Raw genomic sequence first — 23,662 nt, forward strand, 5'->3', positions numbered from 1 at the left:
CGGTCGATATAGAAATCCTCCTCCATCGTGAACCTATGCACTGGCACGGCTGCAATAGGCGTCGCTCCGAAGTTCGCGTCCGGCCTCGCGGAGACCATAGGCCATTCGGGAACCCGTTTTTCGGGCTGGTGACGCTGATCATCCTATGATTTGATCCCGGGCTTAGGGTCGGATCAGGCGAGCAATTCCTTTGAATGGTGGGCGTGTCGAGCGACGGCTGGCGGCAGTGCTGGCCGCTGATGTGGCCGGCTACTCCCGGCTGATGGGCGAAGACGAGCTCGGCACGCTGGAGGCGCTGAAGGCCCACCGCCGCGAAACCATCGATCCAGCCATCGCCGGCCACCGGGGCCGCATCGTCAAGACCACGGGTGACGGCGTATTGGTTGAGTTTGCCAGCGCGGTCGATGCCGTCACATGCGCGGTCGCCGTGCAGCAGGCGATGTCGGAATGCCAGACGAAGATCCGCTTTCGGATCGGGATCAATATCGGCGACATCATCATCGACGGCGACGACATTTTCGGCGACGGCGTCAACATCGCGGCCCGGCTGGAAGGGATTGCGGAGCCCGGAGGCGTTTGCGTCTCGGACGATGCGCATCGGCAAATTCGCGGAAAGGTCGATATCGATTTCGAGGACATGGGACCGCAATCCCTGAAAAACATCGCAGAACCGGTGCGCGCATGGCGCTGCCGGATCGATGCGAACGCGTCTTCGGCGGAGCTGGTGAAGTTACCGGTCGAGACGGCCCGTCCGCTCGCAATCACCGACAAGCCCTCCATTGCCGTGCTGCCGTTCGCCAGCTTTTCGGAGGAGCGCGAGTTCAAGTTTCTGACGGAGGCACTGACTGAGGATTTGATCACGATGCTGGCGCGGATTCCGGGCTTCGTCGTCATTGCCCGGCAATCCGCCTTTGCCTACCAGGGCCGCTCGGTCGACAGCCGCCAGATTGGGCGGGAGCTTGGGGTCCGCTACATCGTCGAGGGCAGTGTGAGGCCCGCCGGCCGGCAGCTGCGTGTCGGCACGCAGCTGATCGAAGCGAGCACCGGCGCACAGCTCTGGGCCGATCGATTCGACGGCGAGGCGGAGAACATTCTCGGACTGCAGGATCAAATCGTCCACGCGATCGCCAGCCGGATCGAACCGGAGCTGGTTCGCGCTGAAGTGGCCCTGATCCGGCGTCGGCGCGACGCCGACCCGAGCGCCTGGTCATGCTTCCGTCAGGGCGCGGCGATGATCAGCCTGAAAGGCTGGAGCGAAGAAACGCTGGCCCAGGGCGCCGCGTTGCTGCGTCAAGCGACCGTTCTGGATCCCGATTTTGCGCTCGCGCGCGCCCAGCTCGCGCTTTTCCTGTCCTTGGGCGCGCGGCTGGGCCTCGCCGCCGATGCTACTGCGGCGGTGACGGAAGCACGCGAGGAAGCCGAACGGGCGGTGGCGATCGAGCATGATGCGTCCGAGGTTCTCGGCTATGCCGGCTGCGCCCTGGCCGAGCTGGGCGATCTGCAAAGAGGCACCGAGCTGTTGGAGCGGGCGATCGAGAACGATCCCAGCAATGCGCAGGCATGGGTGGCGCTCGGGACTGCGCAATGCTTTGCCGAGACGATGGACGTGACCGGGCTGGAGAGATTGCAGCATGGAATGCGGCTCAGCCCCCGCGATCATCGGCTGGGATTCTGGGGGACCTTTTACGCCCTGGCTTTGGCGAGAGATCGTCGGATCGCGGAAGCTCACGAAGCGATCCGGGCCGCCTGCCGCCGCGATCCGCAGTTCTACGTCGCTCGTGTGGTCCTCGCGGTGATCGCGGCAGGACTTGGCAAGACGGAAGAGGCGAGCGGTGCGCTCCGCGAAGCACGTCGGCTGCGCCCGCGGCTCTCGCGGGGCGAGATCGAATTTCTGGTGGGGCGCCGCGCAGCGCTTCTCGCGCCTCTCTGGGACGAACTGACGTCCTCGAAGTCTCCCTGATCGAGACCGATCCGGCCGTCGCTGACGGCACTTCAGATCGGCCTCGTCTTCCCGCAAACGGCCATCGATCGCCTCGCGATCACCCGATCGCGAAATCCGCCGCCGTCTCGGCGTGGATTGCCGTGGTGTCGAACGTCTCGACCGGCGTGTCGTCCGCGCCGACCAGCATCGTGATCTCGGTGCAGCCGAGAATGATGCACTCGGCGCCCGAAGCGACCAGCGCCGCCATCACGTCCTGATAGCGGCGACGTGAGGGAGCGGAGACGATTCCGAGGCAGAGCTCCTCGTAGATGATGCGGTTGACGTCAGCCCGGGCGTCTGCGGGAGGAATGAGGACGTCGAGCTCATGCGCGCGCAACCGGCCGATGTAAAAATCCTCCTCCATCGTGAACCTGGTGCCGAGCAGTCCGACGCGCCGATAACCTTTGGACCGGATGCGCTCTGCCGTTGCGTCGCCGATGTGGATGAAGGGAATGGTCAGGTTCGGCACAATATCGGGCGCCAATTTGTGCATCGTGTTGGTGCAGAGCACGATCGCGCGCGCGCCGCCGCTCTCGAGGCGCCGCGCGATGTCGGCAAGACTCGCCGCCGCCTCCTGCCAGCGGCCGGCATACTGCATCTCCTTGATCTCCTGGAAATCGTAGGAATACATCAGCAGCGGGGCCGAATGCAGCTTGCCCACGCGGTCGCGGACACGCTCGTTGATGAGCTTGTAGTAGAGCGCGGTGCTCTCCCAGCTCATGCCGCCGATCAGGCCAATGGTCTGCATCGCTGCGTCTCCGGAAAATGGCGCGATCGGATCGTAGACGAAGAGGTGGAGGGTCGCCAGGGCTCCGCGCCCTGCACACCCTCACGACGTCTTCTGCTTCGTCTCGACGTACCGCGCAAAATTGTCGAGGATCGCCTGCCAGCCGCCTTGCTGCTGCTCGACCGAATGCGTCGGCTCGCTGTCGAAGACGACGCGGACCGTGACGCCCTTCGGACCGGGCAGGAACTCGACTTCGGCCTTTCGGTCGCCGAACGCATATTCGATCCGCTTGTGTTCGACGATTTTCGTGTAGGTGCCGGCGAAGTCGAAGCCCATGCTGCCGTCCTTGGCCTCCATGCGCGACGAGAAGACGCCGCCCTCCCGCAGGTCGACCGCCGCCCTGGTCGTATGCCAGTCGTCGGACGCGGCGTTCCAGCAAACGATGTCGGCAGGCGTCGTGTAGGCATGCCAGACCTGATCGATCGGGGCGGCGACGCTGGTTTCGACGGTGATCCTCATGGGTATTGCTCCAGTGCGGCTTTGACGGCTCGGATTGACGAAATCACGTCACGTGTGCCGGGTCCACCTCCAGCACGTCCGCGACGTGTCTACCCAAGGACGATCGAGACCGGCCCGTGCCGACATGGCCAGCCAGGTCAACGTGTCAAACGATGAAAAAATTGCTATCTTCCATTCTTGAAGCTCCTCAGAAAGCCCGGTCATGCAATTACAATCGACCCTGACCTGTCCCGCATGTAGCCACAAGGCCACGGAGATCATGCCGACCGACGCGTGCACGTTCTTCTACGATTGCAACGGATGCGGCACCAGGTTGAAGCCCAAGGCCGGCGACTGTTGCGTGTTTTGCTCCTACGGCACCGTGCCGTGTCCGCCCATTCAGGAGAATGGCAAGAGCGCGTGCTGCGGCTAAGGCCTCCGCATTGGCGCCGAGAGCTCGTAGTTCACGCAATCCATTTTGATCTCGTATGGCCCCTGATAGATGCTGTCGCTCACCCACCGATAGACCTTGCGATAGGTGGTGATCTGCTCGGAGCGCGGTTGGCGGCCGGCCGGACGGTGAACATCCGAAATCGTCTTTGACGAGATCTCGGTCAGCGTCAGCTTCTGGCCAGCCTGATCGTCGCGCGTGAACACCATGGTCGGGACAAGCCCCGTATTGTTGTCGGTGGCTCGAAAGCTCGCGCTCAGGAGCTCATCGTTGACCGAGCCAAGCAGCGATCCGCCGACCCACGCCTTCGGCAACATGACGAGCGAGGAGCGATTGAAGATGATGACCGGCGCATCGCCGCTGGGCAGCACGCCCCGGCACCCGTAATGCCATTCGCTGGCGGCGCCCGGCGAGGCATTCGCCATGACGGCAAATGCGATCACGCCGAGCAGGATGGAGCGAACCGGACGATGTTCGGGGGTGGCAAGAATCGAATCGCGCATGCGGCCTCAGATCGATCTTGTTTCCTCTTCGGCATGGGACGGCGCGCCCAGCGACAGGCTGAGGGCGAACGCCGTGAGCGCAACACAGACCGATGCTTTCAGGGCCTTCATCGCGCGTTCCTTCGTCGCGGTTTTAGGGACATACGCGCCGTTGGTACTTCCGGACGCCGGACAGGTTCAATGGAGGCGCAGCGCTGGCGGACCAATCGCCGTCCGCGATCAGGGCCGCTGGCTTTCCGCGATTGAACCGATCGCAAGGCCGGCCACACCAAACCAGGGTCGCACCGATGCACGATCGTGCATCCCGCCGATCGATGCGCGACACCGATGAAGCGGCTCTCTGCATGCGGTTCTTCCTGTGTGAAATCCTCGCCCGGATCATCGCGATCTGTCTTTGTGTCGATTGCGGCCGCATGCTGCGGGACGGCTATAAGGAGCGGAAGATCAGGGCTTTCAGCCCCGACCTCGTGATCTGGCTGCTGGACTGGTCGCGGCAGGTCTTTCAGCGGGACACCGCGCCGGTCCGGTACTGGATGGAGATGGGCCACCAGGCCGTGTGCCTCGCGGCCTGCCTCGCCGTTGCGATCTTCGGGTGGTGGCTGCCGAACGGCTGAGGCGTCTGCGATGGTGCTCGGGACGGCCTGATTTCATTTATGCCCTAAAGCACGGGCAGCCTCGGCGGCGGCTTGCGCCTGTTGGAGGCTTGCTCGAAGGCGTAGGCGAGGCGCAGCAGCTTGTGCTCGCTCCAGGCGCGGCCCGCGAAGCTGACGCCGAGCGGATAGTCGGGTGTGTCCTTGCCGTCGGCCCCCGAGACGAAGCCGCCAGGCACCATGACGCTGGGATAGCCTGCTCTCGCGACGGTCGCGGCGCCCATCGCGCCGGGGAACAGCACGGCATCAAGCCCGTGCTGGTTCATGTAGGCGTCCATGCCACGCGTCGTGGCGGTAAGAAGGTCCATGGCGCGTGCCGATTTGTACTCGCGCTCGCTCAGATCGCCTTTGGTGTCGTTGGCGGCGAGGAACAGGTCCTGGCCGAAGCGCAGCGCCCTGCCGGCGTTGGCCTCGTTGAAAGCGACGATATCGGCGATGGTCTTGATCTCGGTGTTGGTCGCCCAATCCTTCAGATAGAGATTGAGATCGTGCTTGAGCTCGTAGAGGAAAACGATCCGCTGCGTGACCGCATTACCCTTGTTGCCGCTCAGGGGATTGCGATTGAGCACGGCCATGATCGTGCCTGGTCCGCTCATCCAGCCGGCCGTCGGCATGCTGGCGCGCACGATGACGGCGCCGAGATCCTCCATCACCTTGATCGCGTCGGTCATCACCTTAGCGCCGTCGGGTGACAATTTGCCGTAGTACGGATCGTTCAGCGGATCACTGGGATCGCTCGGCACGCCGATGCGCGCGCCCTTCAGTGCGTCCTGTGCGAGGTCCGCAGTGTAATCGGGCGGCCGCTTCTGCCGCTGCGTCGCTGGATCGCGCGGGTCCTCGGCTGCCAGCACGTTGAGAAGCATCGCCGCATCCCGCACGGTGCGCGCCATCGGCCCTGCGGTGTCCAGGCTGTGCGCGATCGGCACCATGCCGGCCCGGCTGACCAGCCCGACGGTCGGCTTGACCGTGACGAGGCCATTCCGGCTGGCCGGGTGCAGCAGCGAGCCCGAGGTCTCGGTGCCGATCGAGGCCGCGCACAGGCCGGCCGCGACCGCAACCGCCGATCCCGAGCTCGAACCGCCGGGGTCCACGACCGGGATGCCGCGATCGTCCATCAGCGCCGGCACGTAAGGGTTCTTCACCTGGCCACCCAGCGACGAGTAGCCCGACGGCATGTCGATCGCGAGGATGTTGGCGAACTCCGTCAGGTTCGCCTTGCCGAGGATCACCGCGCCGGCGTCGCGCAGCAGCTTGACGATGGTGGCGTCGCCCCTTGCGCGGGCGCCCTCCAGCGCCAGCGAGCCTGCCGTGGTCGGCTGGTTGTCGCCGGTGGCGATGTTGTCCTTCAGCAGGATCGGCACGCCGGCCAGCGGCCGTTTGGCCGATGGCCTCGTGCCGTCGAGCTTGCCCGCGATCGCGAGTGCGTCAGGGTTGAGCGCACGCACGGCGTTGAGCTTGAGCCCATTGCGGTCGCAGGCCGCGATGCGCGCGAGATAGGCTTCGGTCAGCGCCGTGGCGGTGACATGCCCATTCGCCAGTGCATCGACGATGTCGCCCATGGAGGCGTCTTCGAGCTTCAGCCCGGCCGCCGTAGTGAGGCGAGCATCGCATCGGGGCGGCTTCGTCATGAGGTCCCTCTTGGAGGATATCCTGCAAATATGCTACCAACGGTAGCATCAGGTGCGATGGCGCGACAAGCCGATTGCGGAGCGATCCATGGACTGCACGATCCGGCCCGCACGCGACGATGACGCCGCCGACATCAGCGCGGTCATCCTGCGAGCGCTGCGCGAAACCAATGCGAAGGACTATACGGACGAGATCATAGCGAGGATCGAGCGCAGCTTCAGTCCGGACGCCGTCCGGCAGCTGATCGCGCAACGCACCGTTTTCGTCGCCACCCTTGGCGACCGGGTCATTGGAACGGCGAGCCTCGACGGAAGCGTCGTCCGCACCGTTTTCGTGGCGCCGGATGTTCAGGCCCGAGGGATCGGCAAGCTGCTGATGGCGGAGATCGAGCGGACGGCACGGGAGCGGAACATCGTCGCGTTGACCGTGCCGTCGTCGGTCACTGCCGAGACGTTCTATGCGGGGCTGGGCTTCAATGCCGTACGCGACAGTCATTATGGTGACGAACGCACGATCATCATGGAGCGATGGCTCGAGAACTCCCTCGAATAGTGCGTGGCCCGGATGGACTGCTCGATTTCGGATCGTGGCCGGCGGGATGCGACCTTGATCCTCCCCGCCAAATAGACCACCATCGCGCATTCACCGCTCACGACAGAAGGAGCGAGGAAACGCAGCAATGAACGCAACTCCCGGGGGTGGTCTGGTCGAGCGGGCGCAGGCGATCGCGCCGTTGATTGCGCGTGAGGCGGACGAGATCGAGCGGACGCGGCGGCTGACGCCGGCGGTCGTCTCCGCGCTGATCGAGAACGGGCTCTATCGCTCCCTGCTGCCGCAAACCCTCGGCGGCGCGGAAGCCCCGATCGACAGCTTCATGCAGATGCTGGAGGAGATCGCGAAGGCGGATGCATCCACCGCCTGGTGCCTCGGCCAGTGCACGGTCTGCGCGATGATCGCGGCGTGGCTCGATCACGACACCGCGCAGGAGATCTTCAACCAGGCTCCCGGCATCCTCGCCTGGGGCGCGATCGCGCATGAGGCGCGCAGCGTCGAGGGCGGCTATCGCGTCAGTGCGCGCTGGGATTTTGCCTCGGGCTCGCGGCAAGCGAGCTGGCTCGGCGCGCATGTCCGGATCGTCGACAGCGACGGCAGGCCGCGCAAAAATGCCGACGGCTCGCCGGAGGTGCGCACCCTGCTGTTTCCGGCCGGCAGCGCGGTGCTGCACGACGTGTGGCAGGCGATCGGCCTCGCCGGCACCGGCACGGATTCCTATGAGGTGCGCGAGCTGTTCGTCCCCGAGCGCTTCACCGCGTTTCGCGACGTGACGTCGGCGCTGCGCGAGAAGGGTCCGCTCTACAGGATCGGCACCGGCTCGGCATTCAGCTTGGGCTTCGCCGCGGTCTCGCTTGGCGTCGCGCGCGCCACGCTGGATGCAGCCGTCGCGCTGGCGCGCGCGAAGCATCAATCGCTCGCGGCGAGCGCCATGCGCGACAACCAGGCTGTCCAAGGCCTGATCGGGCGCACCGAGGCGGACCTGCGCGCCGCGCGCGCCTATCTCTATGCGACGGCGAATGCGATGTGGCGCGACCTCTCCGCGACCGGCGAATTCAGCGCGGCGCATCGCAGCGCGGTCCGCCTCGCCGCAACCTGGACCATCCAGCGATCGGCCAAGGTGGTCGGCACCGCCTATCACATGGCCGGCGCCACGGCCGTGTTCCGCAGCAATCCGTTCGAGCGCCGCTTCCGCGACATGCACGCGATCACGCAGCAGATCCAGGCGCGAGATACGCATTTTGAGGATGTGGGCAAGGCGATTTTGACGGGAGAGTGACGGCAGCGGCAAAGCCGCTCCCCTCCCCGCTCGCGGTACATGAAAAATGTCATGATGAAAGGCCCTCTGCCTCGCAGGCATGGGGTCGCCAGTCCGTGACACCTGTTAAAGACGCCGCAAGACGCCCTCGTGACAAAGCCTCATTCTTAACCCTGACGCGGCGTTGGGCTATAAGGTGACCAGCATGAGTCTCCGCCGCTTCCCCCCTCTCCTGCTTGTCGTGACGTTGCTGGCCGCCGGCGGCGCGCTGGCCCAGGACAAAGGCAGTGTCAACCCGACGCCGCTGCCGCCGCTCGCCAATCCCAACGATCCCAAGCTCGGCGCCAAGGAGCTGTTCGCGCGCAAGCTGCTGCCCTCGGCCGGCCCGGCGCGTGTCATCGGCTCCTACACCAAGGGCTGCATCGGCGGCGCCATGCAGATGCCGCTCAACGGCGACAATTGGCAGGTGATGCGGCTGTCGCGCAACCGCAATTACGGCCACCCTGACATGATCGCGCTGATCAAGCGCCTGGCGGCCAAGGCGCACAAAGACGCCGGCTGGCCGGGCATCCTGGTCGGCGACATCGGCCAGCCGCGCGGCGGGCCGGCGCTATCGGGCCATGCCAGCCACCAGATCGGGTTAGACGCCGACATCTGGCTGACGCCGATGCCGGACCGCCGTCTCTCGCGCGAGGAGCGCGAGGAGATGTCGGCGGTGATGATGGTGCGCGAGGACCGGCTCGACATCGATCCAAAAGTGTTCACGCCCGGCCATGTGCTGGTGCTGCGCGACGCAGCACAAGAGCCGGCGGTGCAGCGCATCTTCGTCAACGCTGCGATCAAGAAGGCGCTGTGCCGCGAGGCCAAGGGCGACCGCTCCTGGCTGTCGAAGATCCGGCCGTGGTGGGGCCACGACTATCACTTCCACATCCGCATGCGCTGCCCGGCGGGCGCCAGCGAATGCCATGGCCAGCCGTCGCAATCCGAGGACGAGGGCTGCAAGCCGTCCGATCTCGCCTACTGGTTCAGCGAAGGCGTGCTGCATCCCAAGCCGCCGCCGGAGCCGCCGAAGCCGAAGCCGCCGATGACGCTGGCGCAGATGCCCGCGGCCTGCAAAGCGGTGCTGCATGCGGGCAATGCGAAGCCGTAACAAGTTCGTTAGCCCGCTGGTCCATTGGCGTCCAAATGCGCTACAGTGGGGGTGTCGCCCCGCCGTAAGCGTGCGGCTCCGCCGGGATGAGCATCCCGCCCCCCGCTCACCAATCCCATCCGCACGCGCGGCAGTACCGCTGCGCGCACCATTGTGAGAGCTCCATGCGCATCAGTGCACGTAACCAGATCAAGGGCACCGTCGTCGAGGTCACCAAGGGCGCGACGACGTCCCATGTCCGTGTCGATATCGGCAACGGCACGATCGTGACATCCTCGATCACCAATGAGGCGGTCGACGATCTCGGCATCAAGGCGAAGAGCGAGGTCACGGTCGTGATCAAGGCGTCCGACGTCATGATCGCGGTGGACTGAGATGCGCAAGTCTCTGCTCGTATTCCTGCTGCTCGGTGCCGCTCCGAGCTTCGCTGCCGAAGAGCCGAGCGGCTGCGACAAGTTCAAATGGCCGATCGAGCGCGAGCGTGCCGCGCTGACTGCGCCGGATCGCGCCAGGCTCGTATCGGGTGCCGAGCAGGCAGCACTGCCGTCATCGGCCATCACGCTGGAGCTGGTCGCGCCTCGGGAGGCAAAGCTGCCAACGCCGCCGCAGCGGGCGCCGAAGGACGGCACCTTTGCCGGCTTCACGCGCATCAAGGCGGCAAAGGCCGGGCTCTACACCATCAGCCTCTCGGCCGGCACCTGGGTCGACGTGGTCCAGGACGGGCATTTCCTCAAGCCCGTCGCCTTCAGCGGCGCCACCGATTGCGACGGCATCCGCAAGACCATGAAGTACGAGCTGTCGGCGCAGCCTTTCGTGCTCCAGGTCAGCGACGCCAAGGACAATTCGCTGGCGATCGCGATCCTACCGAGCGAGTAGGTCGGCCTGACCAAAGCTCGCCTTTGACCTGTTCCGCCAGCCTGTTATGCTCGCGCCCGGCGATATTCCGAGGGACCGTAAGTCCGTCGGGCTGCCCGGAACAGCGCTTCCGGCCGTCGCCGCCTGACCTCAACCAACGCCGTTCTGGGTGCGCCTTTGGCGCGCGCCTGCATGCGCGCATGGAGCGCTTCCGATGACCCGACTTTCCGTGCTTTTTTCCGCCTTCATCGCCTTGCTTGCAGCCTTCTCGCCCGCCAGCGCCGAGGACAAGACCATCACCGTGTTCGCCGCGGCGTCGATGAAGAACGCGCTCGACGAGGTCGACGCCGCCTACACCGCCAAGACCGGCGTCAAGATCACCGCGAGTTACGCGGCAAGCTCGGTTCTCGCCAAGCAGATCGAGCAGGGCGCGCCGGCCGATGTGTTCGTCTCGGCCGATACCGACTGGATGGACTACGCCGCTTCCAAGAAGACGATCAACGAGCTTTCCAGAGTCAATCTGCTCGGCAACAGCATCGTGCTGATCGCGCCGAAGGATTCCAAGATCGACAACGTCATCATCGCGCAGGGTTTTGACCTCGCCAAGCTCGCCGGCGACGGCAGGATCGCGACCGGCGACGTCAAGTCCGTTCCGGTCGGGAAGTATGCCAAGGCGGCGCTGACGAGCCTGGGCGCCTGGCAGGCCGCCGAGCCGAAATTCGCGATGGCCGAGAGCGTGCGCGCCGCGCTGACGCTGGTCGCCCGCGGCGAGGCCGCGCTCGGCATCGTCTATTCCACCGACGCCAGGGTCGAGCCCGGCGTGAAGATCGTCGGGACCTTCCCGGCGGATTCGCATCCGGCGATCATCTATCCCGTCGCTGCGACCACGACGGCGAAGGGCGGGACCAACGACTATCTCGCCCTCCTGCGTTCGTCGGCGGCCAAGACCATTCTGGAAAAATACGGATTCAAATTCCTGGTCAGCCCGACGACTTAATTCCTGCCACCGTGCTCGACATCTCGCCCGCCGAATGGACGGCGATCCTGCTCTCGCTCAGGGTCGCCATCATTGCCACGCTGGTCGCAACGCCGTTCGGCATTGCGCTGGCCTGGCTGCTCGCGCGGCGTGATTTCTGGGGCAAGTCATTTCTGGATGCGCTGGTGCATCTGCCCCTGGTGCTGCCGCCGGTCGTCACGGGCTATCTGCTGCTTCTGACCTTCGGCCGCCGCGGCCTCGTCGGCGGCTTCCTCGCCGATCATCTCGGCATCGTGTTCGCGTTCCGCTGGACCGGCGCGGCGCTCGCCTGCGGCGTGATGTCGTTTCCGCTGCTGGTGCGCCCGATGCGGCTGTCGATCGAGGCGATCGACCGCAGGCTCGAGCAGGCCGCCGAGACGCTGGGCGCCGCGCCGTGGAAAGTGTTCTTCACGGTGACGCTGCCGCTGGCGCTGCCCGGCGTGCTCGCCGGCATGGTGCTGGGCTTTGCCAAGGCGATCGGCGAGTTCGGCGCAACCATCACCTTCGTCTCCAACATCCCCGGCGAGACCCAGACGATTTCGTCCGCGATCTATTCGCTGATCCAGACGCCCGACGGCGACACCGCCGCGGGCCGGCTGGTCGTTGTCTCGATCGTGCTGGCGATCGGCGCGCTGATCGCCGCCGAATGGTTCGCGCGCCGCGCCACGCAGCGCCTGCACGGGAACTGACGATGCTGCGGGTCGACATCGAGAAGAAGCTCGGCGAGTTCTCGCTGTCCGCGTCCTTCACCGGCGAGGGCCGCGTCATCGGCCTGTTCGGCGCCTCCGGCGCCGGCAAGAGCTCGCTGGTCAACATGATCGCTGGGCTGCTGCGGCCCGACCGCGGCACCATCGTGATCGATGGCGAGACCGTCGACGATACCGCAGCGGGTATCCACGTTCCAACTTATCGCCGCCGCATCGGCTATGTGTTCCAGGATGCGCGGCTGTTTCCGCATCTGAGCGTCGGGCAAAATCTCGACTATGGACGGCGGATGAACGGCCTCGCGCCCGATCCGGCCCAGCGAACGCGCATCATCGACCTGCTCGACATCGGCACTCTTCTGGATCGCCGCCCCGGAAAACTCTCCGGCGGCGAGCGTCAGCGCGTGGCGCTCGGCCGTGCGCTGCTGTCAAAGCCGCGCCTCTTGCTGCTCGACGAGCCGCTCGGTGCGCTCGACGAGGGCCGCAAGCTCGAGATCCTGCCCTATCTGGTGCGGTTGCGCGATGAGGCCAACGTGCCGATGGTCTATGTCAGCCATGACGCCGCCGAGCTGCGCCAGCTCGCGACGCAGATCGTGATGCTGAAGCAGGGCCGCGTGACCTCGTTCGGCGGCGTCAAGGTGCTGACGTAGCCGCGAAGTAAGTGTGCTGGTTCGAATCGCCCCGCCCTTACGTCAACCACCGCAGTCATGCCCCGGCTTGACGGGGCCTCCAGCACGCCGCAGCCTCTCCGTATCCACGCACCGTCTCTGGAATACTGGATTGCCCGCTTTCGCGGGCAATGACAGAGTGCATTGTGTCTACCAGCCGCGCTCGACGTTGCGGACCTCGCCGGTACGGGCGTCGACATAGACTTCCATCCAGCGGCCCGCACGATCGCGGCCGTCGACTTCCCATTCATCGCCGAGGAAGTTCGTGTGCGAGACCGTGGTGACACCAAGATCGGTGGCGACGTCGAGCGCGACCTGCATCGAGATCTGATCGCCGGTGTCATAGGCCATCGCCGGCGCCGCCGACCCGAGGCCGATGGCAAGGACGGCCGGCAAGATGAAACTTCGCATGGAACTGCTCCTGTCAGATGCGTTGACCGTTACGCGGCTAGAACGAGCAACGCGGCAGGGTGTTCCGGGTCGAAAAGTCACGAAGCCGCGCAAATCTGCGGCGGTTGCGGCGATTTGGTGGCGGTTGTCTGACAATGTCGTCGCGGCGAAAGCGACGAGATTGTATTCTCACGACGAACCTTCGGGTGAGCAAAGGCGCCCTTGCGCCGTGCCCACCAATAGAAATGACGTCGGCACGGCGCGCCAAGAGCGCGCCTTTGCCCACCTTACGGCAGCGTCAGACCCCCGCCACCGACGTCCACACATCCGAAAGCTTGCGCCGCAGCGCCTGGCTGCGCGTCAGCGGCGCGGGCGGCTCGTCTTCTTCGGGCAGGCGGAGGCCGACGACATTGACGCGGCCGCCGGAGATGCTGCGCGCGACCAGCACGATCTCGTCCAGCGGCAGTTCGGCGCCCTCTTTCGGCGCACGGTCGAGATGGACGTCGAAATAGTCGGCCAGCGTCAGCTTGCCCTCGTCCTCACTGATCTTCACGCCGTAGATCTCGGCGAGTTCGGCCAGTGTGTGCTCGCCTGAGACCATGAAGTCGCCGAGCAGATGCGGATCGGGGGCCGTGCTCGGCTGCATGTCGACGAAGAAGCGATCGAGCGCTTCGGCCTTCTCCGGCGGCGCCAGCAGATAGATGTAGTCGCCGGGCGCGATCGGATCGGCCTCCACAGGCGTCAAAATGTTCTCGTTGCGGATCACCAGCGTCGGCTTGGACCAGGACGGGATCAGGCCGCGGCGGAAATACAGGCTCTTGGGCCGCACCGGATAGCCGACGAGCTGCTGCTCGAGCTGGCCGGGCAGATCGAGCTCGACGCGGCGCGGGCCGCGTTCGGCGCGCGGCAGCGCGACGTGCAGCTTGCGCGCGGCCGGCGCCAGCGTCCAGCCTTGCAGCAGCAGCGAGATGATGACGACGACGAAGGCGACGTCGAAATAAAGATAGGCTTTCGACAGCCCGACCAGCATCGGGATCGAGGCCAGGAAGATCGCGACCGCGCCGCGCAGGCCGGTCCAGGCGATGAAGATCTTTTCGCGCCAGTTGAAGCGGAATGGCGCGAGGCACACGAACACCGCGAGCGGGCGCGCCACCAGCATCAGGACCAGCGCGACCGCGATCGCCGGCAACACGCTGGAGCCGAGCCGGCTCGGCGACACCAACAGGCCGAGCAGCACGAACATCACGATCTGCGCCAGCCAGGTCGCGGCGTCCAGGAAGGTCACCACCGAATTATGCGCGCGGGTCGGCCGGTTGCCGATGATGATGCCGGCGAGATAGACCGCGAGGAAGCCCGAGGCGTGCATGATCTGCGAGCCGCCGAAGATGACGAGCGCTGCCGTCGTGACGAACGGCGCATGCAGGCCCTGCGGCAGCGCCACCTGATTGAGCGCGATGACGACGAGGCGCCCGCCGATGACGCCGACGACGGCGCCGAGCACCGCTTCCTGCACGAACTCCATCAGCACATGGCCGGGCGAGCTCGATCCGAGCGAGATGTACTCCACCAGCATCAGCGTGAGGAAGATCGCGAACGGATCGTTGGTGCCGGATTCCGCTTCCAGCGTCGCGCCGACGCGCGGGCGCAGGCGCAGGCCCTGGGTGTGCACCAGCAGGAACACTGCGGCGGCATCGGTCGAGGCGACCACGGCGCCGACCAGCAGCGCTTCCACCCAGTTGAGATCGAGCGCGAATTTCGCGAACGGCGCCGTGACCAGCGCGGTCAGCAGCACGCCGACGGTCGCGAGCACGACGGACGGCGCGAGCACGGTGCGGATGCTGGCAAAGCGGGTGCGCAGGCCGCCGTCGAACAGGATCAAGGCGAGCGCCACCGAGCCGACCAGATAGGTGGTGCGGACGTCGTCGAACTGGAGCTGCCCGGGGCCGGAATCGCCGGCGAGCATGCCGATGACGAGGAAGACGAGCAGCAACGGCGCGCCGAAGCGCAGCGCGAGCAGGCTCGACAGGATGCCGGCCATGACGAGGACGGCGCCGAGCAATATGGCGAGGCTGACAGAGTCGAGGGAAGCCATCCACCTTCCGGGCAAAGAACGCTGGAATTGCATCCTTATCGTCGACGAACTCAGTCGCCAACCGATTTTCTTCCGCTCGCGGCGATCTGCCCGTATTTTACGGCCTTAACGCGCTTCACTCGGCGGTGTATCGATGGTCCGGCCGCGCCCTTTGTGGGATTCTGCGGCGCCCTCGAATCAATTCCTCCCGACTGCTTCCCGGCGAGACCTCCCGATGGACATGGACCTCAAGGACTTCATCGAGTTCGCGCAGACCACTGCGCGCAGCGTCGGGGCGGAAATCTCCTCACCCTGGTTCTACCTGCAATTCGGCCTGATCCTGGCCGCGGCCGGAATCGCCTATGCCGCCGAGGCCGGCATTCGCAGCCGCATCGACATGACCTCAATGACGATGCGCTGGCCGCTGCCGCTCCGGCACTTCGCCCGCGTGATGGTGTCCAGCGCCTCGACTGCGGCGTTCACCGTGCTCGTGATCGTCTGTCGTTTCGTGATGTACCACGCGACCTGGCCGAGCCGCAGCTATCTGTTGATGGTCGCCGCCAAGCTGGGGCTGGCGTGGCTCGCGATCCGGCTCGTGACCTCGGTGCTGCGCAACGCCTTCATCGTCAAGCTGGTGTCGATCGCCGCGTGGTTCGTCGCTGCATTGTCGATCATCGGCCAGCTCGACACGACGGTCGAGCTGCTCGACTCTTTCGCGATCGTACTCGGCGGCCTCAGGCTGACGCCGCTCTTGGTGATCAAGGCCGGCGCGCTGCTGCTGATCGCGCTGTGGGCCACCAACATCGCCAGCAATTTCGCCGAGAGCCGGATCAATTCGACCACCGACCTGACGCCGTCGGTGCAGGTGCTGCTGGTCAAGATCATCCGCATCGGGCTGCTTGCGGTCGCGATCGTGATCGCGCTCGGCGCGGTCGGCATCGACCTGTCGGCGCTCGCGGTGTTCTCCGGCGCAGTCGGCGTCGGCATCGGTATCGGCCTGCAGAAGATCGTCGCCAATTTCATTTCGGGCATCATCCTGCTCGCCGACAAGTCGGTGAAGCCGGGCGACCTCGTCACCATCGGCGACAACACCGGGCGGATCAGCGCGATGAAGACGCGCTATATTTCGGTGGCCGCCGGCGACGGCCGCGAATTCCTGGTGCCGAACGAGGACCTCGTGACGCAGAAGGTCGTCAACTGGACCTACACCGACAAGAACACGCTGGTGAAGATCGCCTTCGGCACCAATTACGACGCCGACCCTAAGCTGGTCTGCAAGCTCGCCGCCGAGACCGCCGCCGCCCATCCCCGCGCGCAGAAGGGCAAGCCGCCGAACAGCATCTTGACCGAGTTCGCCGAGGCCGGGATGAAGTTCTCGCTGACCTTCTGGATCGCGGATCCCGACGGCATGGACAACGTCAAGAGCGACGTGATGCTGGCACTGTGGGACGCCTTCAAGCGCGAGGGCATCCGGGTTCCCTACCCCGTCCGCGAAATCCGGGTCCGCGGCGGCGCCCTGCCGGTGGAAACCACCGTGGAAGTCCCGAATTAGGCCCGGTTTCGGGCGCAGGATGGCAAGCTCGGCTTGCATGGATGCCCGCGATCATTAGATTAGGGTGTGAAATCAAGCCCTTCCGCCGCATCGAGCCCGCAAAGACCAGATCCGCATGAGCTACGTCGAAGCCACCGATACCTCCCTGCGCAAGACCGGACAGATCAAGCTGCATGGGCCGAGCGCCTTTGCCGGCATGCGCAAGGCGGGTGCGCTGGTGGCGAAGTGCCTCGACGAGCTCACCGACATCGTCGGGCCGGGCGTGCCGACCTCGCGCATCGACGAGTTCGTGCGTGATTTCGCCTTCAGCAACAATGCCTATCCGGCGACGCTGATGTATCGCGGCTACCGCTACTCGACGTGCACGTCGCTCAACCATGTGGTTTGCCACGGCATGCCCGGCGACCGTCCGCTGAAGGAAGGCGACATCGTCAATATCGACGTCACCTTCATCGTCGACGGCTGGTATGGCGATTCCAGCCGGATGTATGCGGTCGGTCCGATCGCCCGCAAGGCGGAGCGGCTGATCGAGGTGACTTATGAAGCGATGATGCGCGGCATCGCCGCCGTAAAACCCGGCGCCACCACCGGCGACATCGGCCACGCCATCCAGAGCTTCGTCGAGCCGCAGGGCATGAGCGTGGTGCGCGATTTCTGCGGCCACGGCCTCGGGCGCATGTTCCACGACGAGCCGAACATCATCCATATCGGCCGGCCCGGCGAAGGCGTGCAGCTCAAGCCCGGCATGTTCTTCACCATCGAGCCGATGATCAATCTCGGCAAGCCGCATGTGAAGATCCTGTCCGACGGCTGGACCGCGGTGACCCGCGACCGCTCGCTGTCCGCGCAGTTCGAGCACTCGGTCGGCGTGACGGCAACGGGCGTCGAGATCTTTACGCTGTCGGAACGGCACGGCGAGAAGCAGATCGGCTGATTGGCGGCCGGCCGCCTTACCCGCGGCGCCTGAATGACGACGGTGGCCGCCGGTAAGTCGCGGCAAAAGCGTCGTTGAATCTGCGAACGCTGCCGAAGCCTGCCGCAAACGCAATTTCCGCCAGCGTCATATCGGTCTGGTCGATCAACCGCTTGGCTTCCTGCACGCGGCGCGTTGCGGCAATCTCGCTCGGGCTCGCGCCGGCGTGGCGCATGAACAGGCGCAGCAGGTGGCGCGCCCCGACACCCAGGGTTTCGGCAAGCTCCCCCACGGACGCTCGATCCAGAAAGCCGTCATTGATCAGGCGCATCCCGCGCGCGACGGTGCTCGCTGTACCCATCCAGGCCGGTGAGCCCGGTGCCGTTTCCGGCCGGCAGCGCAGGCACGGGCGAAAACCGGCCCGCTCGGCGGCAGCTGCTGTCGCGTAGAAGGTGACGTTCTCGGAACGGGCGGGACGGACCGGGCAGACCGGCCGGCAGTAGATGCGCGTCGAGCGCACGCCGGAGAAAAACAGGCCGTCGAAGGCGCGGGCCCGCGCGAGGCGCGCCCGGTCGCAGGTCTCCCAGTCGAGATGCGGTGGCAGCGTCTGCCGATGCGCCGAGCCTGTCGCCATGAGGCAAGAATAGTATCCACTGGGCACATCGAGTAGCCGAAATCGGACTCCGTCGGACGATGAGGTCCGAATTCAGCCAGCCTGTCCGGCCGCTCCGGATCATCATGCCGATCGCTTCGGAGCAAATCGCATGAGCACACAGGCAGCACAGGCAAAGCCAGGACCGACCGATCTCGCATTGGAGATCGGACTGTTGCTGCTGCTCTCGCTGATCTGGGGCAGCTCGTTCACGCTGATCAAGGTGGCGCTCGCGACGATACCGCCCTTCACGATGGTTGCCGCGCGGGTCACGATCGCAGCAATTCTCCTGATCTGCATCGCGACCGCGCAAGGGCATTCCCTTCCACGCAGAATTTCGGTTTGGCTGGCCTTTCTCGTGCAGGGGCTGCTGCAAAGCGCGTTGCCCTTCACGCTCATCAGCTGGGGCGAGACGCATATCGCAAGCGGTCTGGCCGGCGTGCTCAACGCGACCCCGCCGATCTTCGTGCTCGTGATCGCCATGATGACGGTGCGCGGGCGCCGAACGATCGATGGCCAGAAAATCCTCGGCGTCGGGCTCGGTCTGGCCGGGGTTATCCTGACCATCGGCTTCGATGCACGCCAGGGCTTAGAAGCCGCGCCGCTGGCGCAGGCGGCCGTGCTCGGCGCAAGTCTCTGCTATGCGCTCGCGCCGATCTGGGGACAGCGGTTCTCCTGCCTTCCCGCCATCGTTACGGCGGCTGGGGCGATGAGCTGCGCCGCCATCCTGATGCTGCCCGCGGCCACCGTCCTCGAGCATCCCTGGACGCTGGCGCCGACGGCGCAGGCCCTCGCGGCGGTCATCGGCCTCGCGGTCGTCTGCACTGCGCTTGCCATGGTGATCTACTTCCGCCTGATCCGAACGCTGGGCCCGCTCGGGACCACCAGCGGAAGCTACCTGCGCGCAGGCCTTGCAGTGGCGCTCGGCACCGCGCTGCTTGGCGAGCGCTTCACCTGGTCGGTCCTTGCCGGAATGGCGCTGATTCTCGCCGGAGTGATTGCGGTCACGGCATCGCCATCCAGGCGGCATGGCGAAAAGCAGACCGGCTGATCAGCGCACGTTTCCGCTTTTCGTACGAGCAGCCGCGCAACAGCCGCTTCGGGAGGCTCCGCCTCTCGTCGCTGCCCAAACCCCGCCGTATTTTGACGCTCGTTACACCCCCGCAATTTGGTTGCGCAACTCGTCCGCGACACGCGGTGCGCGCCAAGCCATTTTTAAGGGAGAGACTTTTGATGCGTATTGCTTCGATCACTGCCGCCCTGGGCCTGTTTGCGTGCGTCCTGGGCTCCGCCAACGCCGCCACCGGCCCCAGCCTGCCGGCCTGGTTTCCAATCAAAGGGCTGTTCTCGGTCAATCCCGACCAGCTGACGGCCGAGAACTATGGTGTCGGCAGTTTCAAGATCGCGCGCGGCACGAACAGCGACGACTACGAGGAGCGCGAAGTCAAGGGACATCATTGGGCCACCAGCCTCTATCCGCCTGGGGCGCCCTCGACCTGGGAACGCTGGAACGGCGAAGCGGCATGGCGCGCGCTCAAGCCCCAACTCGAACAGCAGGGCTTCAAGACGGTCTACCTGAAACAGGATCCAGGCAATTCAGTCGATGCCACCTTCGCCAAACAGGATGCGAGCGGAACGAGCTACGTCGCGATCTTCCTCACCAACGACGCCTACAGCAACAATCTGGTGATCGTTCAGACCGCCGCATCCACGCTGAGCGTGACGTTGACGCCACCCACGGCGGCGCCGGAGAAGTTTGGCGACAAAGACAATTTTCCCTATCTCAGCCCGCTCCCCGGCGCCAAACTTCTGACGACTCAAAGCTTTGATGGACCGCTCGACGTGACGACGCCCGCAGATTCGGAGCCACGGCTCGTCGGCAGCGCTTATACGGCGAAGATGTATGACGGTCCGCCCGGCATCTCCAACCTGGAATTCGTCAACGTCTATTCCAATGCACTGACGAACGCAGGCTGGACCGTCACCGACAAGAACGAAGGCGATGGCGGTGGCTATCTCTATGCCCATTACGGCAAGAACGGCCGCGACATCTGGGCGAAGCTGTCGCGCGACGTCGACCGCTGGTACATCACGATCGCCGATACCGGCGCGGGCTTGCAGAAGCTCGCGGCGACCTGCAAGGTCGCGCTCTATGGCGTGAACTTCGACTTCAACAAAGCCAATCTCCGCCCCGATTCCGAGCCGGTGCTGCAGCAGGTGCTCGCGCTGTTCCACCAGGACACCGGCCTCGCCGGCGAGATCGGCGGACATACCGATAACGTCGGTGGCGCCGCCTACAACATGAAACTGTCTCAGGATCGCGCCGACAGCGTAAAGGGCTGGCTGATCGCTCATGGTGTCGCCGCGAATCGGCTCACGGCACGCGGTTATGGCGACACCATGCCGGTGGTCGCGAACACCACGGACGTCAACCGCGCCCGGAATCGGCGGGTCGAACTGAAGCGTCCTGCGTGCGTCGCGGCGAAGTGAGCCTGCAGCGGCCGCCTTTTTGCCGAGGCGGCCGCCCGGACCGGAGGGCGCGACAAACCTGGAAACAGCCGGGCCGATGACGGTCATCTTCACGGCCCGATCTTGCCATCCTGTTTGCCGATGACGATCTCCCGCAACCAGCAGGAGAGATAGGGTGAGCTCATCGACACGCCGCGGCTTTCTCGGATTTGTATCGGCCAGTGCCGCGGGTCTGCTGCCGGGCCGCGCGGATGCTGCCGCTGCCGTCGCAGACGGCGAGCCCGCCTGCATCCTGACGCCGCAGGCCGAGGAAGGGCCGTTCTATTCCGACCCGAAGCTGGTTCGCTCCGACATCGCCGAGGGCAGGCCCGGCGTGCCGCTGACGCTGCGGCTGCGCGTGATCGAGGCCGGCCCCTGTACCGCCATCAAGGGCGCGCGGATCGACATCTGGCATTGCGACGCCAAGGGGCTCTACTCCGCCTTCCCCGGCCAGAGCGATGCGCACAACGTGGATGCGACCGGCAAGACATTCCTGCGCGGCACGCAAATGAGCGATGAGGCCGGCTGGGTCATGTTCAACACCATCTATCCCGGCTGGTATGACGGCCGCACCACGCATATCCATTTCAAGGTGTTTCTCGACCAGCGCACGGTGCTGACCGGCCAGACCTTCCTGCCCGACGCGCTGAACGAGTTCATCTACACCAACGTGCCCGGCTACGGCGGCCGCGCGCGGCAGCGGATGGTGATCAACGCCAACGACCACGTCATCGAACGCTCCGACCCCGAGCACCGCGCCTTCTGCGCGGTGAAGGAGGCGCGCGACCGCTATGTCGCGACGCTGACGCTCGGCGTCGACCGCCGCGCCGAGGCGACCGTCGGGCACGCCGGTCCTCCGCCGCCGCCGAGTATGCGTGGTGGGCCGCCACCGGGGCCGCCGCCCGCGGGCATGTTCGGCCGGCCGATCAAGGACCGGCTGGCCGCGCTGGTGCCGGGATTGAAGCCGGGCCGCTGATCCCGCCGCAATTGGCGGTTGCAAAAGCGATAGTCCCCGGCAATGCTGGCGGCTGATGCCCGCCAAGCCCGACCACGACAAGAGCAAGCCGGAAGACGCGCCGCACTATCACGGCCATCGCGAGCGGCTGCGCGAGCGCTTTTACAGCGCCGGCGCCGACGCGCTCAGCGACTACGAGCTGCTGGAGATGGCGCTGTTTCCGGCGCTGCCGCGCCGCGACACCAAGCCGCTGGCGAAGACGCTGATCAAGACCTTTGGCTCCTTCGCCGAGGTCGTGCACGCGCCCGTCGCACGGCTGCGCGAGGTCAAGGGCGTGGGCGAATCCGTGGTCAACCAGCTCAAGCTGATCGCAGCGGCCGCGCATCGCGTCGCCAAGGGCGAAGTCAACAGCCGCAACGCGCTGTCGTCCTGGAACGAGGTGATCGACTATTGCCGCTCCAGCATGGCGTTCTCAGACAAGGAGCAATTCCGCCTGCTGTTCCTCGACAAGCGCAACCAGCTGATCGCCGACGAGGTGCAGCAGACCGGCACCGTCGATCATACCCCGGTCTATCCGCGCGAGGTGCTCAAGCGCGCGCTGGAATTGTCGGCGACCGCCTTGATCCTGGTGCACAATCATCCCAGCGGCGATCCCTCGCCGTCACAGGCCGACATCCAGATGACGAAAGCGATCATCGACATCGCCAAGCCGCTCGGCATTGCCGTGCACGACCATATCATCGTCGGCAAGAATGGCCACGCCAGCCTGCGCGGGATGCGCTTGATCTAGGGTTCGCTCGCGCAAGCCGGACCGCCGAGACCGTCCCGGCGCTGTTTAGAATCGATCGAAATTAGAATCACTCAAGGCCGAGAGATCGGATCGGGCATGACGAGCAAGGCGTCTTGTGGCCTAACTGCCTATTTTTCCTGACTGTCGGCCCTGCGCGTCGAGTGTCGCCCGGGTTCACGCCTGGCGTGCGTTAGATCGATTCCGAACTGAGGCCTATTGTCACAGCGGCGTGTTTCACTGTAGCCGAACCCCGGGCTTTTCTTTGATGGGGACAACGGTGAAGCGTTTCGTGGGACTGATCTGCTCGGCAGCTGCGATGCTGTGCGCCTGCCAGGCACATGCTGGAGAATCACCGTTCGGCTGGATCTACACCGCCGATCTGCACCCCCAAGGGACTGGCGAATACGAGCACAAGTCGTTTCTGCAATCAGGACAATCGCAGGGCCAATACCACTATTTGCAGAATAAAGAGGAGATCGAGTGGGGCGTCACGGACCGGTTGCAGCTGTCCGGCTATTTCAACTGGAGTTATGCCAACGCCTTTCGCAACGGCTTCGACGGGACGACCGGCGGTCCCGGCGTCAGCCAGTTCCTCGATGCCTCGTTCGATCCCTATTCGCGTTACGAGAAGACGCGTTTTGACTCGGTCTCGCTCGAGGCGATCTATCAAGTCTTGAATCCTGTCACGGATCCGATCGGTCTGGCGCTCTACATCGAGCCCGAGATCGGGCCGAAGGAAAAAGAACTCGAATGGCGGGTCATCCTCCAGAAGAACTTCCTCGAAGATCGCCTCATCACAGCTATCAATATCATGGGCAAGCATGAGCGCGAGGTCTACGCCGACGGCTCGATCGAAAGGGCTTCGCCGATCGACGTGACATTCGGCATGTCGTATCTGGTGATGCCGAACTGGATGATCGGCTTCGAAACGCGCATCCACAACGAATTCACCGGATACTGGTTCAACAATCCCGAACATTCCGCATTCTTCGCCGGGCCTGTCATCCATTATGGCCAAAAGGAATTCTGGTGGACGCTGGCCTGGCGCCATCAGCTGCCGATGGTCATCACCTACAATGAGGACCAGGCCGCGGTGGTGAAGCACGGACGCATCTATGGCGATGAGCACGCGCGGGACGAGGTGATGTTTCGCCTCGGCGTACCGTTCGCCATGAAATGAACTCCGGCAT

The 23,662-nt window shown here is 65.2% G+C and carries 25 protein-coding genes; 18 read left to right on the forward strand and 7 right to left on the reverse strand.

The window, feature by feature from the left end; all coding sequences use genetic code 11:
- The first annotated feature begins 226 nt into the window (after nt 1-226).
- Entirely contained in the window at nt 227-1,960 is a 1,734-nt protein-coding gene (locus JJB99_RS34525; RefSeq protein ID WP_200496549.1) for an adenylate/guanylate cyclase domain-containing protein, read from the forward strand.
- Between the two features lie 79 nt (nt 1,961-2,039).
- Here JJB99_RS34525 and JJB99_RS34530 read toward each other — a convergent pair whose 3' ends face one another.
- Both JJB99_RS34530 and JJB99_RS34535 read right to left on the reverse strand, forming a co-directional pair.
- Nucleotides 2,040-2,729, reverse strand: coding sequence for an aspartate/glutamate racemase family protein (locus JJB99_RS34530; RefSeq protein WP_200496550.1), 690 nt, complete (start codon nt 2,727-2,729; stop codon nt 2,040-2,042).
- Between the two features lie 81 nt (nt 2,730-2,810).
- Complete coding sequence (locus JJB99_RS34535) at nt 2,811-3,227, reverse strand: SRPBCC family protein (protein WP_200496551.1); 417 nt, start codon at nt 3,225-3,227, stop codon at nt 2,811-2,813.
- A gap of 202 nt (nt 3,228-3,429) precedes the next feature.
- On the opposite strand from JJB99_RS34535, the gene JJB99_RS36620 reads away from it, so the two are divergent.
- Nucleotides 3,430-3,639 (forward strand): GDCCVxC domain-containing (seleno)protein, encoded by a 210-nt coding sequence (locus JJB99_RS36620; protein ID WP_246775099.1) that lies wholly within the window; start codon nt 3,430-3,432, stop codon nt 3,637-3,639.
- Here JJB99_RS36620 and JJB99_RS34540 read toward each other — a convergent pair.
- Nucleotides 3,636-4,160 carry a hypothetical protein gene (locus JJB99_RS34540; RefSeq protein WP_200496552.1) on the reverse strand — a complete coding sequence of 175 codons (525 nt, stop codon included), beginning with the start codon at nt 4,158-4,160 and terminating at the stop codon, nt 3,636-3,638. The genes JJB99_RS36620 and JJB99_RS34540 overlap by 4 nt on opposite strands.
- A gap of 287 nt (nt 4,161-4,447) precedes the next feature.
- Between JJB99_RS34540 and JJB99_RS34545 the strand changes: the two genes are divergently transcribed.
- Nucleotides 4,448-4,774, forward strand: coding sequence for a hypothetical protein (locus JJB99_RS34545; RefSeq protein WP_200496553.1), 327 nt, complete (start codon nt 4,448-4,450; stop codon nt 4,772-4,774).
- A 44-nt stretch (nt 4,775-4,818) separates the two neighbouring features.
- Here JJB99_RS34545 and JJB99_RS34550 read toward each other — a convergent pair whose 3' ends face one another.
- Entirely contained in the window at nt 4,819-6,438 is a 1,620-nt protein-coding gene (locus tag JJB99_RS34550; RefSeq protein ID WP_200496554.1) for an amidase family protein, read from the reverse strand.
- Nucleotides 6,439-6,526: 88 nt separating this feature from the next.
- On the opposite strand from JJB99_RS34550, the gene JJB99_RS34555 reads away from it, so the two are divergent.
- The 8 genes from JJB99_RS34555 (at nt 6,527) to modC (ending at nt 12,623) form a co-directional block, all read left to right on the forward strand.
- Nucleotides 6,527-6,991 carry a GNAT family N-acetyltransferase gene (locus JJB99_RS34555; protein WP_200496555.1) on the forward strand — a complete coding sequence of 155 codons (465 nt, stop codon included), beginning with the start codon at nt 6,527-6,529 and terminating at the stop codon, nt 6,989-6,991.
- Between the two features lie 127 nt (nt 6,992-7,118).
- On the forward strand, nt 7,119-8,270 hold the full coding sequence (locus JJB99_RS34560; protein WP_200496556.1) for an acyl-CoA dehydrogenase family protein: 1,152 nt from the start codon (nt 7,119-7,121) through the stop codon (nt 8,268-8,270).
- A 184-nt stretch (nt 8,271-8,454) separates the two neighbouring features.
- Nucleotides 8,455-9,399 (forward strand): penicillin-insensitive murein endopeptidase, encoded by a 945-nt coding sequence (gene mepA / locus JJB99_RS34565; protein WP_200496557.1) that lies wholly within the window; start codon nt 8,455-8,457, stop codon nt 9,397-9,399.
- A gap of 164 nt (nt 9,400-9,563) precedes the next feature.
- Entirely contained in the window at nt 9,564-9,773 is a 210-nt protein-coding gene (locus JJB99_RS34570) for a TOBE domain-containing protein (protein ID WP_200496558.1), read from the forward strand.
- Nucleotide 9,774: 1 nt separating this feature from the next.
- Nucleotides 9,775-10,275, forward strand: coding sequence for a hypothetical protein (locus JJB99_RS34575; protein ID WP_200496559.1), 501 nt, complete (start codon nt 9,775-9,777; stop codon nt 10,273-10,275).
- A 193-nt stretch (nt 10,276-10,468) separates the two neighbouring features.
- Complete coding sequence (gene modA / locus JJB99_RS34580) at nt 10,469-11,251, forward strand: molybdate ABC transporter substrate-binding protein (protein WP_200496560.1); 783 nt, start codon at nt 10,469-10,471, stop codon at nt 11,249-11,251.
- An 11-nt stretch (nt 11,252-11,262) separates the two neighbouring features.
- A complete protein-coding gene (modB, locus tag JJB99_RS34585) occupies nt 11,263-11,958 on the forward strand; it encodes a molybdate ABC transporter permease subunit (RefSeq protein WP_200496561.1) in 696 nt (231 codons plus the stop codon).
- A 2-nt stretch (nt 11,959-11,960) separates the two neighbouring features.
- A complete protein-coding gene (gene modC, locus JJB99_RS34590) occupies nt 11,961-12,623 on the forward strand; it encodes a molybdenum ABC transporter ATP-binding protein (RefSeq protein WP_200496562.1) in 663 nt (220 codons plus the stop codon).
- Between the two features lie 168 nt (nt 12,624-12,791).
- Here the strand turns inward: modC and JJB99_RS34595 are convergent, their stop codons facing one another.
- Nucleotides 12,792-13,052, reverse strand: coding sequence for a PepSY domain-containing protein (locus JJB99_RS34595; RefSeq protein WP_200496563.1), 261 nt, complete (start codon nt 13,050-13,052; stop codon nt 12,792-12,794).
- A 277-nt stretch (nt 13,053-13,329) separates the two neighbouring features.
- On the reverse strand, nt 13,330-15,123 hold the full coding sequence (locus tag JJB99_RS34600; protein WP_200496564.1) for a potassium/proton antiporter: 1,794 nt from the start codon (nt 15,121-15,123) through the stop codon (nt 13,330-13,332).
- A 214-nt stretch (nt 15,124-15,337) separates the two neighbouring features.
- On the opposite strand from JJB99_RS34600, the gene JJB99_RS34605 reads away from it, so the two are divergent.
- Together JJB99_RS34605 and map are read left to right on the forward strand one after the other, a co-directional pair.
- Nucleotides 15,338-16,654 carry a mechanosensitive ion channel family protein gene (locus tag JJB99_RS34605; protein ID WP_200496565.1) on the forward strand — a complete coding sequence of 439 codons (1,317 nt, stop codon included), beginning with the start codon at nt 15,338-15,340 and terminating at the stop codon, nt 16,652-16,654.
- Nucleotides 16,655-16,769: 115 nt separating this feature from the next.
- The gene (gene map / locus JJB99_RS34610; RefSeq protein WP_130217839.1) at nt 16,770-17,588 is read left to right on the forward strand and encodes a type I methionyl aminopeptidase; all 819 of its coding nucleotides are present in this window, start codon (nt 16,770-16,772) and stop codon (nt 17,586-17,588) included.
- A gap of 16 nt (nt 17,589-17,604) precedes the next feature.
- Here map and JJB99_RS34615 read toward each other — a convergent pair whose 3' ends face one another.
- On the reverse strand, nt 17,605-18,201 hold the full coding sequence (locus JJB99_RS34615) for an Ada metal-binding domain-containing protein (RefSeq protein WP_200496566.1): 597 nt from the start codon (nt 18,199-18,201) through the stop codon (nt 17,605-17,607).
- A 130-nt stretch (nt 18,202-18,331) separates the two neighbouring features.
- Between JJB99_RS34615 and JJB99_RS34620 the strand changes: the two genes are divergently transcribed.
- The 5 genes from JJB99_RS34620 (at nt 18,332) to JJB99_RS34640 (ending at nt 23,652) form a co-directional block, all read left to right on the forward strand.
- The gene (locus tag JJB99_RS34620) at nt 18,332-19,270 is read left to right on the forward strand and encodes a DMT family transporter (protein WP_200496567.1); all 939 of its coding nucleotides are present in this window, start codon (nt 18,332-18,334) and stop codon (nt 19,268-19,270) included.
- Nucleotides 19,271-19,452: 182 nt separating this feature from the next.
- Nucleotides 19,453-20,709, forward strand: a complete 1,257-nt coding sequence (locus JJB99_RS34625) for an OmpA family protein (RefSeq protein ID WP_200496568.1) — start codon at nt 19,453-19,455, stop codon at nt 20,707-20,709.
- Between the two features lie 154 nt (nt 20,710-20,863).
- Complete coding sequence (locus JJB99_RS34630; RefSeq protein ID WP_200496569.1) at nt 20,864-21,703, forward strand: intradiol ring-cleavage dioxygenase; 840 nt, start codon at nt 20,864-20,866, stop codon at nt 21,701-21,703.
- Between the two features lie 55 nt (nt 21,704-21,758).
- Entirely contained in the window at nt 21,759-22,472 is a 714-nt protein-coding gene (gene radC, locus JJB99_RS34635) for a RadC family protein (RefSeq protein WP_200496570.1), read from the forward strand.
- A gap of 277 nt (nt 22,473-22,749) precedes the next feature.
- Nucleotides 22,750-23,652 carry a DUF6662 family protein gene (locus JJB99_RS34640; protein ID WP_200496571.1) on the forward strand — a complete coding sequence of 301 codons (903 nt, stop codon included), beginning with the start codon at nt 22,750-22,752 and terminating at the stop codon, nt 23,650-23,652.
- Nucleotides 23,653-23,662 lie beyond the last annotated feature (10 nt).

The organism is Bradyrhizobium diazoefficiens (assembly GCF_016616235.1).
Taxonomy (GTDB): domain Bacteria; phylum Pseudomonadota; class Alphaproteobacteria; order Rhizobiales; family Xanthobacteraceae; genus Bradyrhizobium; species Bradyrhizobium diazoefficiens_H.

Coding starts and splice junctions, on each gene's coding strand:
- JJB99_RS34615 (WP_200496566.1), bottom strand. CDS start 18,201: ATGGCGACAGGCTCGGCGCATCGGCAGACGCTGCCACCGCATCTCGAC.
- JJB99_RS34570 (WP_200496558.1), top strand. CDS start 9,564: ATGCGCATCAGTGCACGTAACCAGATCAAGGGCACCGTCGTCGAGGTC.
- JJB99_RS34540 (WP_200496552.1), bottom strand. CDS start 4,160: ATGCGCGATTCGATTCTTGCCACCCCCGAACATCGTCCGGTTCGCTCC.
- radC (WP_200496570.1), top strand. CDS start 21,759: ATGCCCGCCAAGCCCGACCACGACAAGAGCAAGCCGGAAGACGCGCCG.
- JJB99_RS34595 (WP_200496563.1), bottom strand. CDS start 13,052: ATGCGAAGTTTCATCTTGCCGGCCGTCCTTGCCATCGGCCTCGGGTCG.
- JJB99_RS34530 (WP_200496550.1), bottom strand. CDS start 2,729: ATGCAGACCATTGGCCTGATCGGCGGCATGAGCTGGGAGAGCACCGCG.
- JJB99_RS34575 (WP_200496559.1), top strand. CDS start 9,775: ATGCGCAAGTCTCTGCTCGTATTCCTGCTGCTCGGTGCCGCTCCGAGC.
- JJB99_RS34550 (WP_200496554.1), bottom strand. CDS start 6,438: ATGACGAAGCCGCCCCGATGCGATGCTCGCCTCACTACGGCGGCCGGG.
- modC (WP_200496562.1), top strand. CDS start 11,961: ATGCTGCGGGTCGACATCGAGAAGAAGCTCGGCGAGTTCTCGCTGTCC.
- JJB99_RS34625 (WP_200496568.1), top strand. CDS start 19,453: ATGCGTATTGCTTCGATCACTGCCGCCCTGGGCCTGTTTGCGTGCGTC.
- JJB99_RS34535 (WP_200496551.1), bottom strand. CDS start 3,227: ATGAGGATCACCGTCGAAACCAGCGTCGCCGCCCCGATCGATCAGGTC.
- JJB99_RS34555 (WP_200496555.1), top strand. CDS start 6,527: ATGGACTGCACGATCCGGCCCGCACGCGACGATGACGCCGCCGACATC.
- modA (WP_200496560.1), top strand. CDS start 10,469: ATGACCCGACTTTCCGTGCTTTTTTCCGCCTTCATCGCCTTGCTTGCA.
- mepA (WP_200496557.1), top strand. CDS start 8,455: ATGAGTCTCCGCCGCTTCCCCCCTCTCCTGCTTGTCGTGACGTTGCTG.
- JJB99_RS36620 (WP_246775099.1), top strand. CDS start 3,430: ATGCAATTACAATCGACCCTGACCTGTCCCGCATGTAGCCACAAGGCC.
- map (WP_130217839.1), top strand. CDS start 16,770: ATGAGCTACGTCGAAGCCACCGATACCTCCCTGCGCAAGACCGGACAG.
- JJB99_RS34545 (WP_200496553.1), top strand. CDS start 4,448: ATGCACGATCGTGCATCCCGCCGATCGATGCGCGACACCGATGAAGCG.
- JJB99_RS34600 (WP_200496564.1), bottom strand. CDS start 15,123: ATGGCTTCCCTCGACTCTGTCAGCCTCGCCATATTGCTCGGCGCCGTC.
- JJB99_RS34620 (WP_200496567.1), top strand. CDS start 18,332: ATGAGCACACAGGCAGCACAGGCAAAGCCAGGACCGACCGATCTCGCA.
- JJB99_RS34605 (WP_200496565.1), top strand. CDS start 15,338: ATGGACATGGACCTCAAGGACTTCATCGAGTTCGCGCAGACCACTGCG.
- JJB99_RS34560 (WP_200496556.1), top strand. CDS start 7,119: ATGAACGCAACTCCCGGGGGTGGTCTGGTCGAGCGGGCGCAGGCGATC.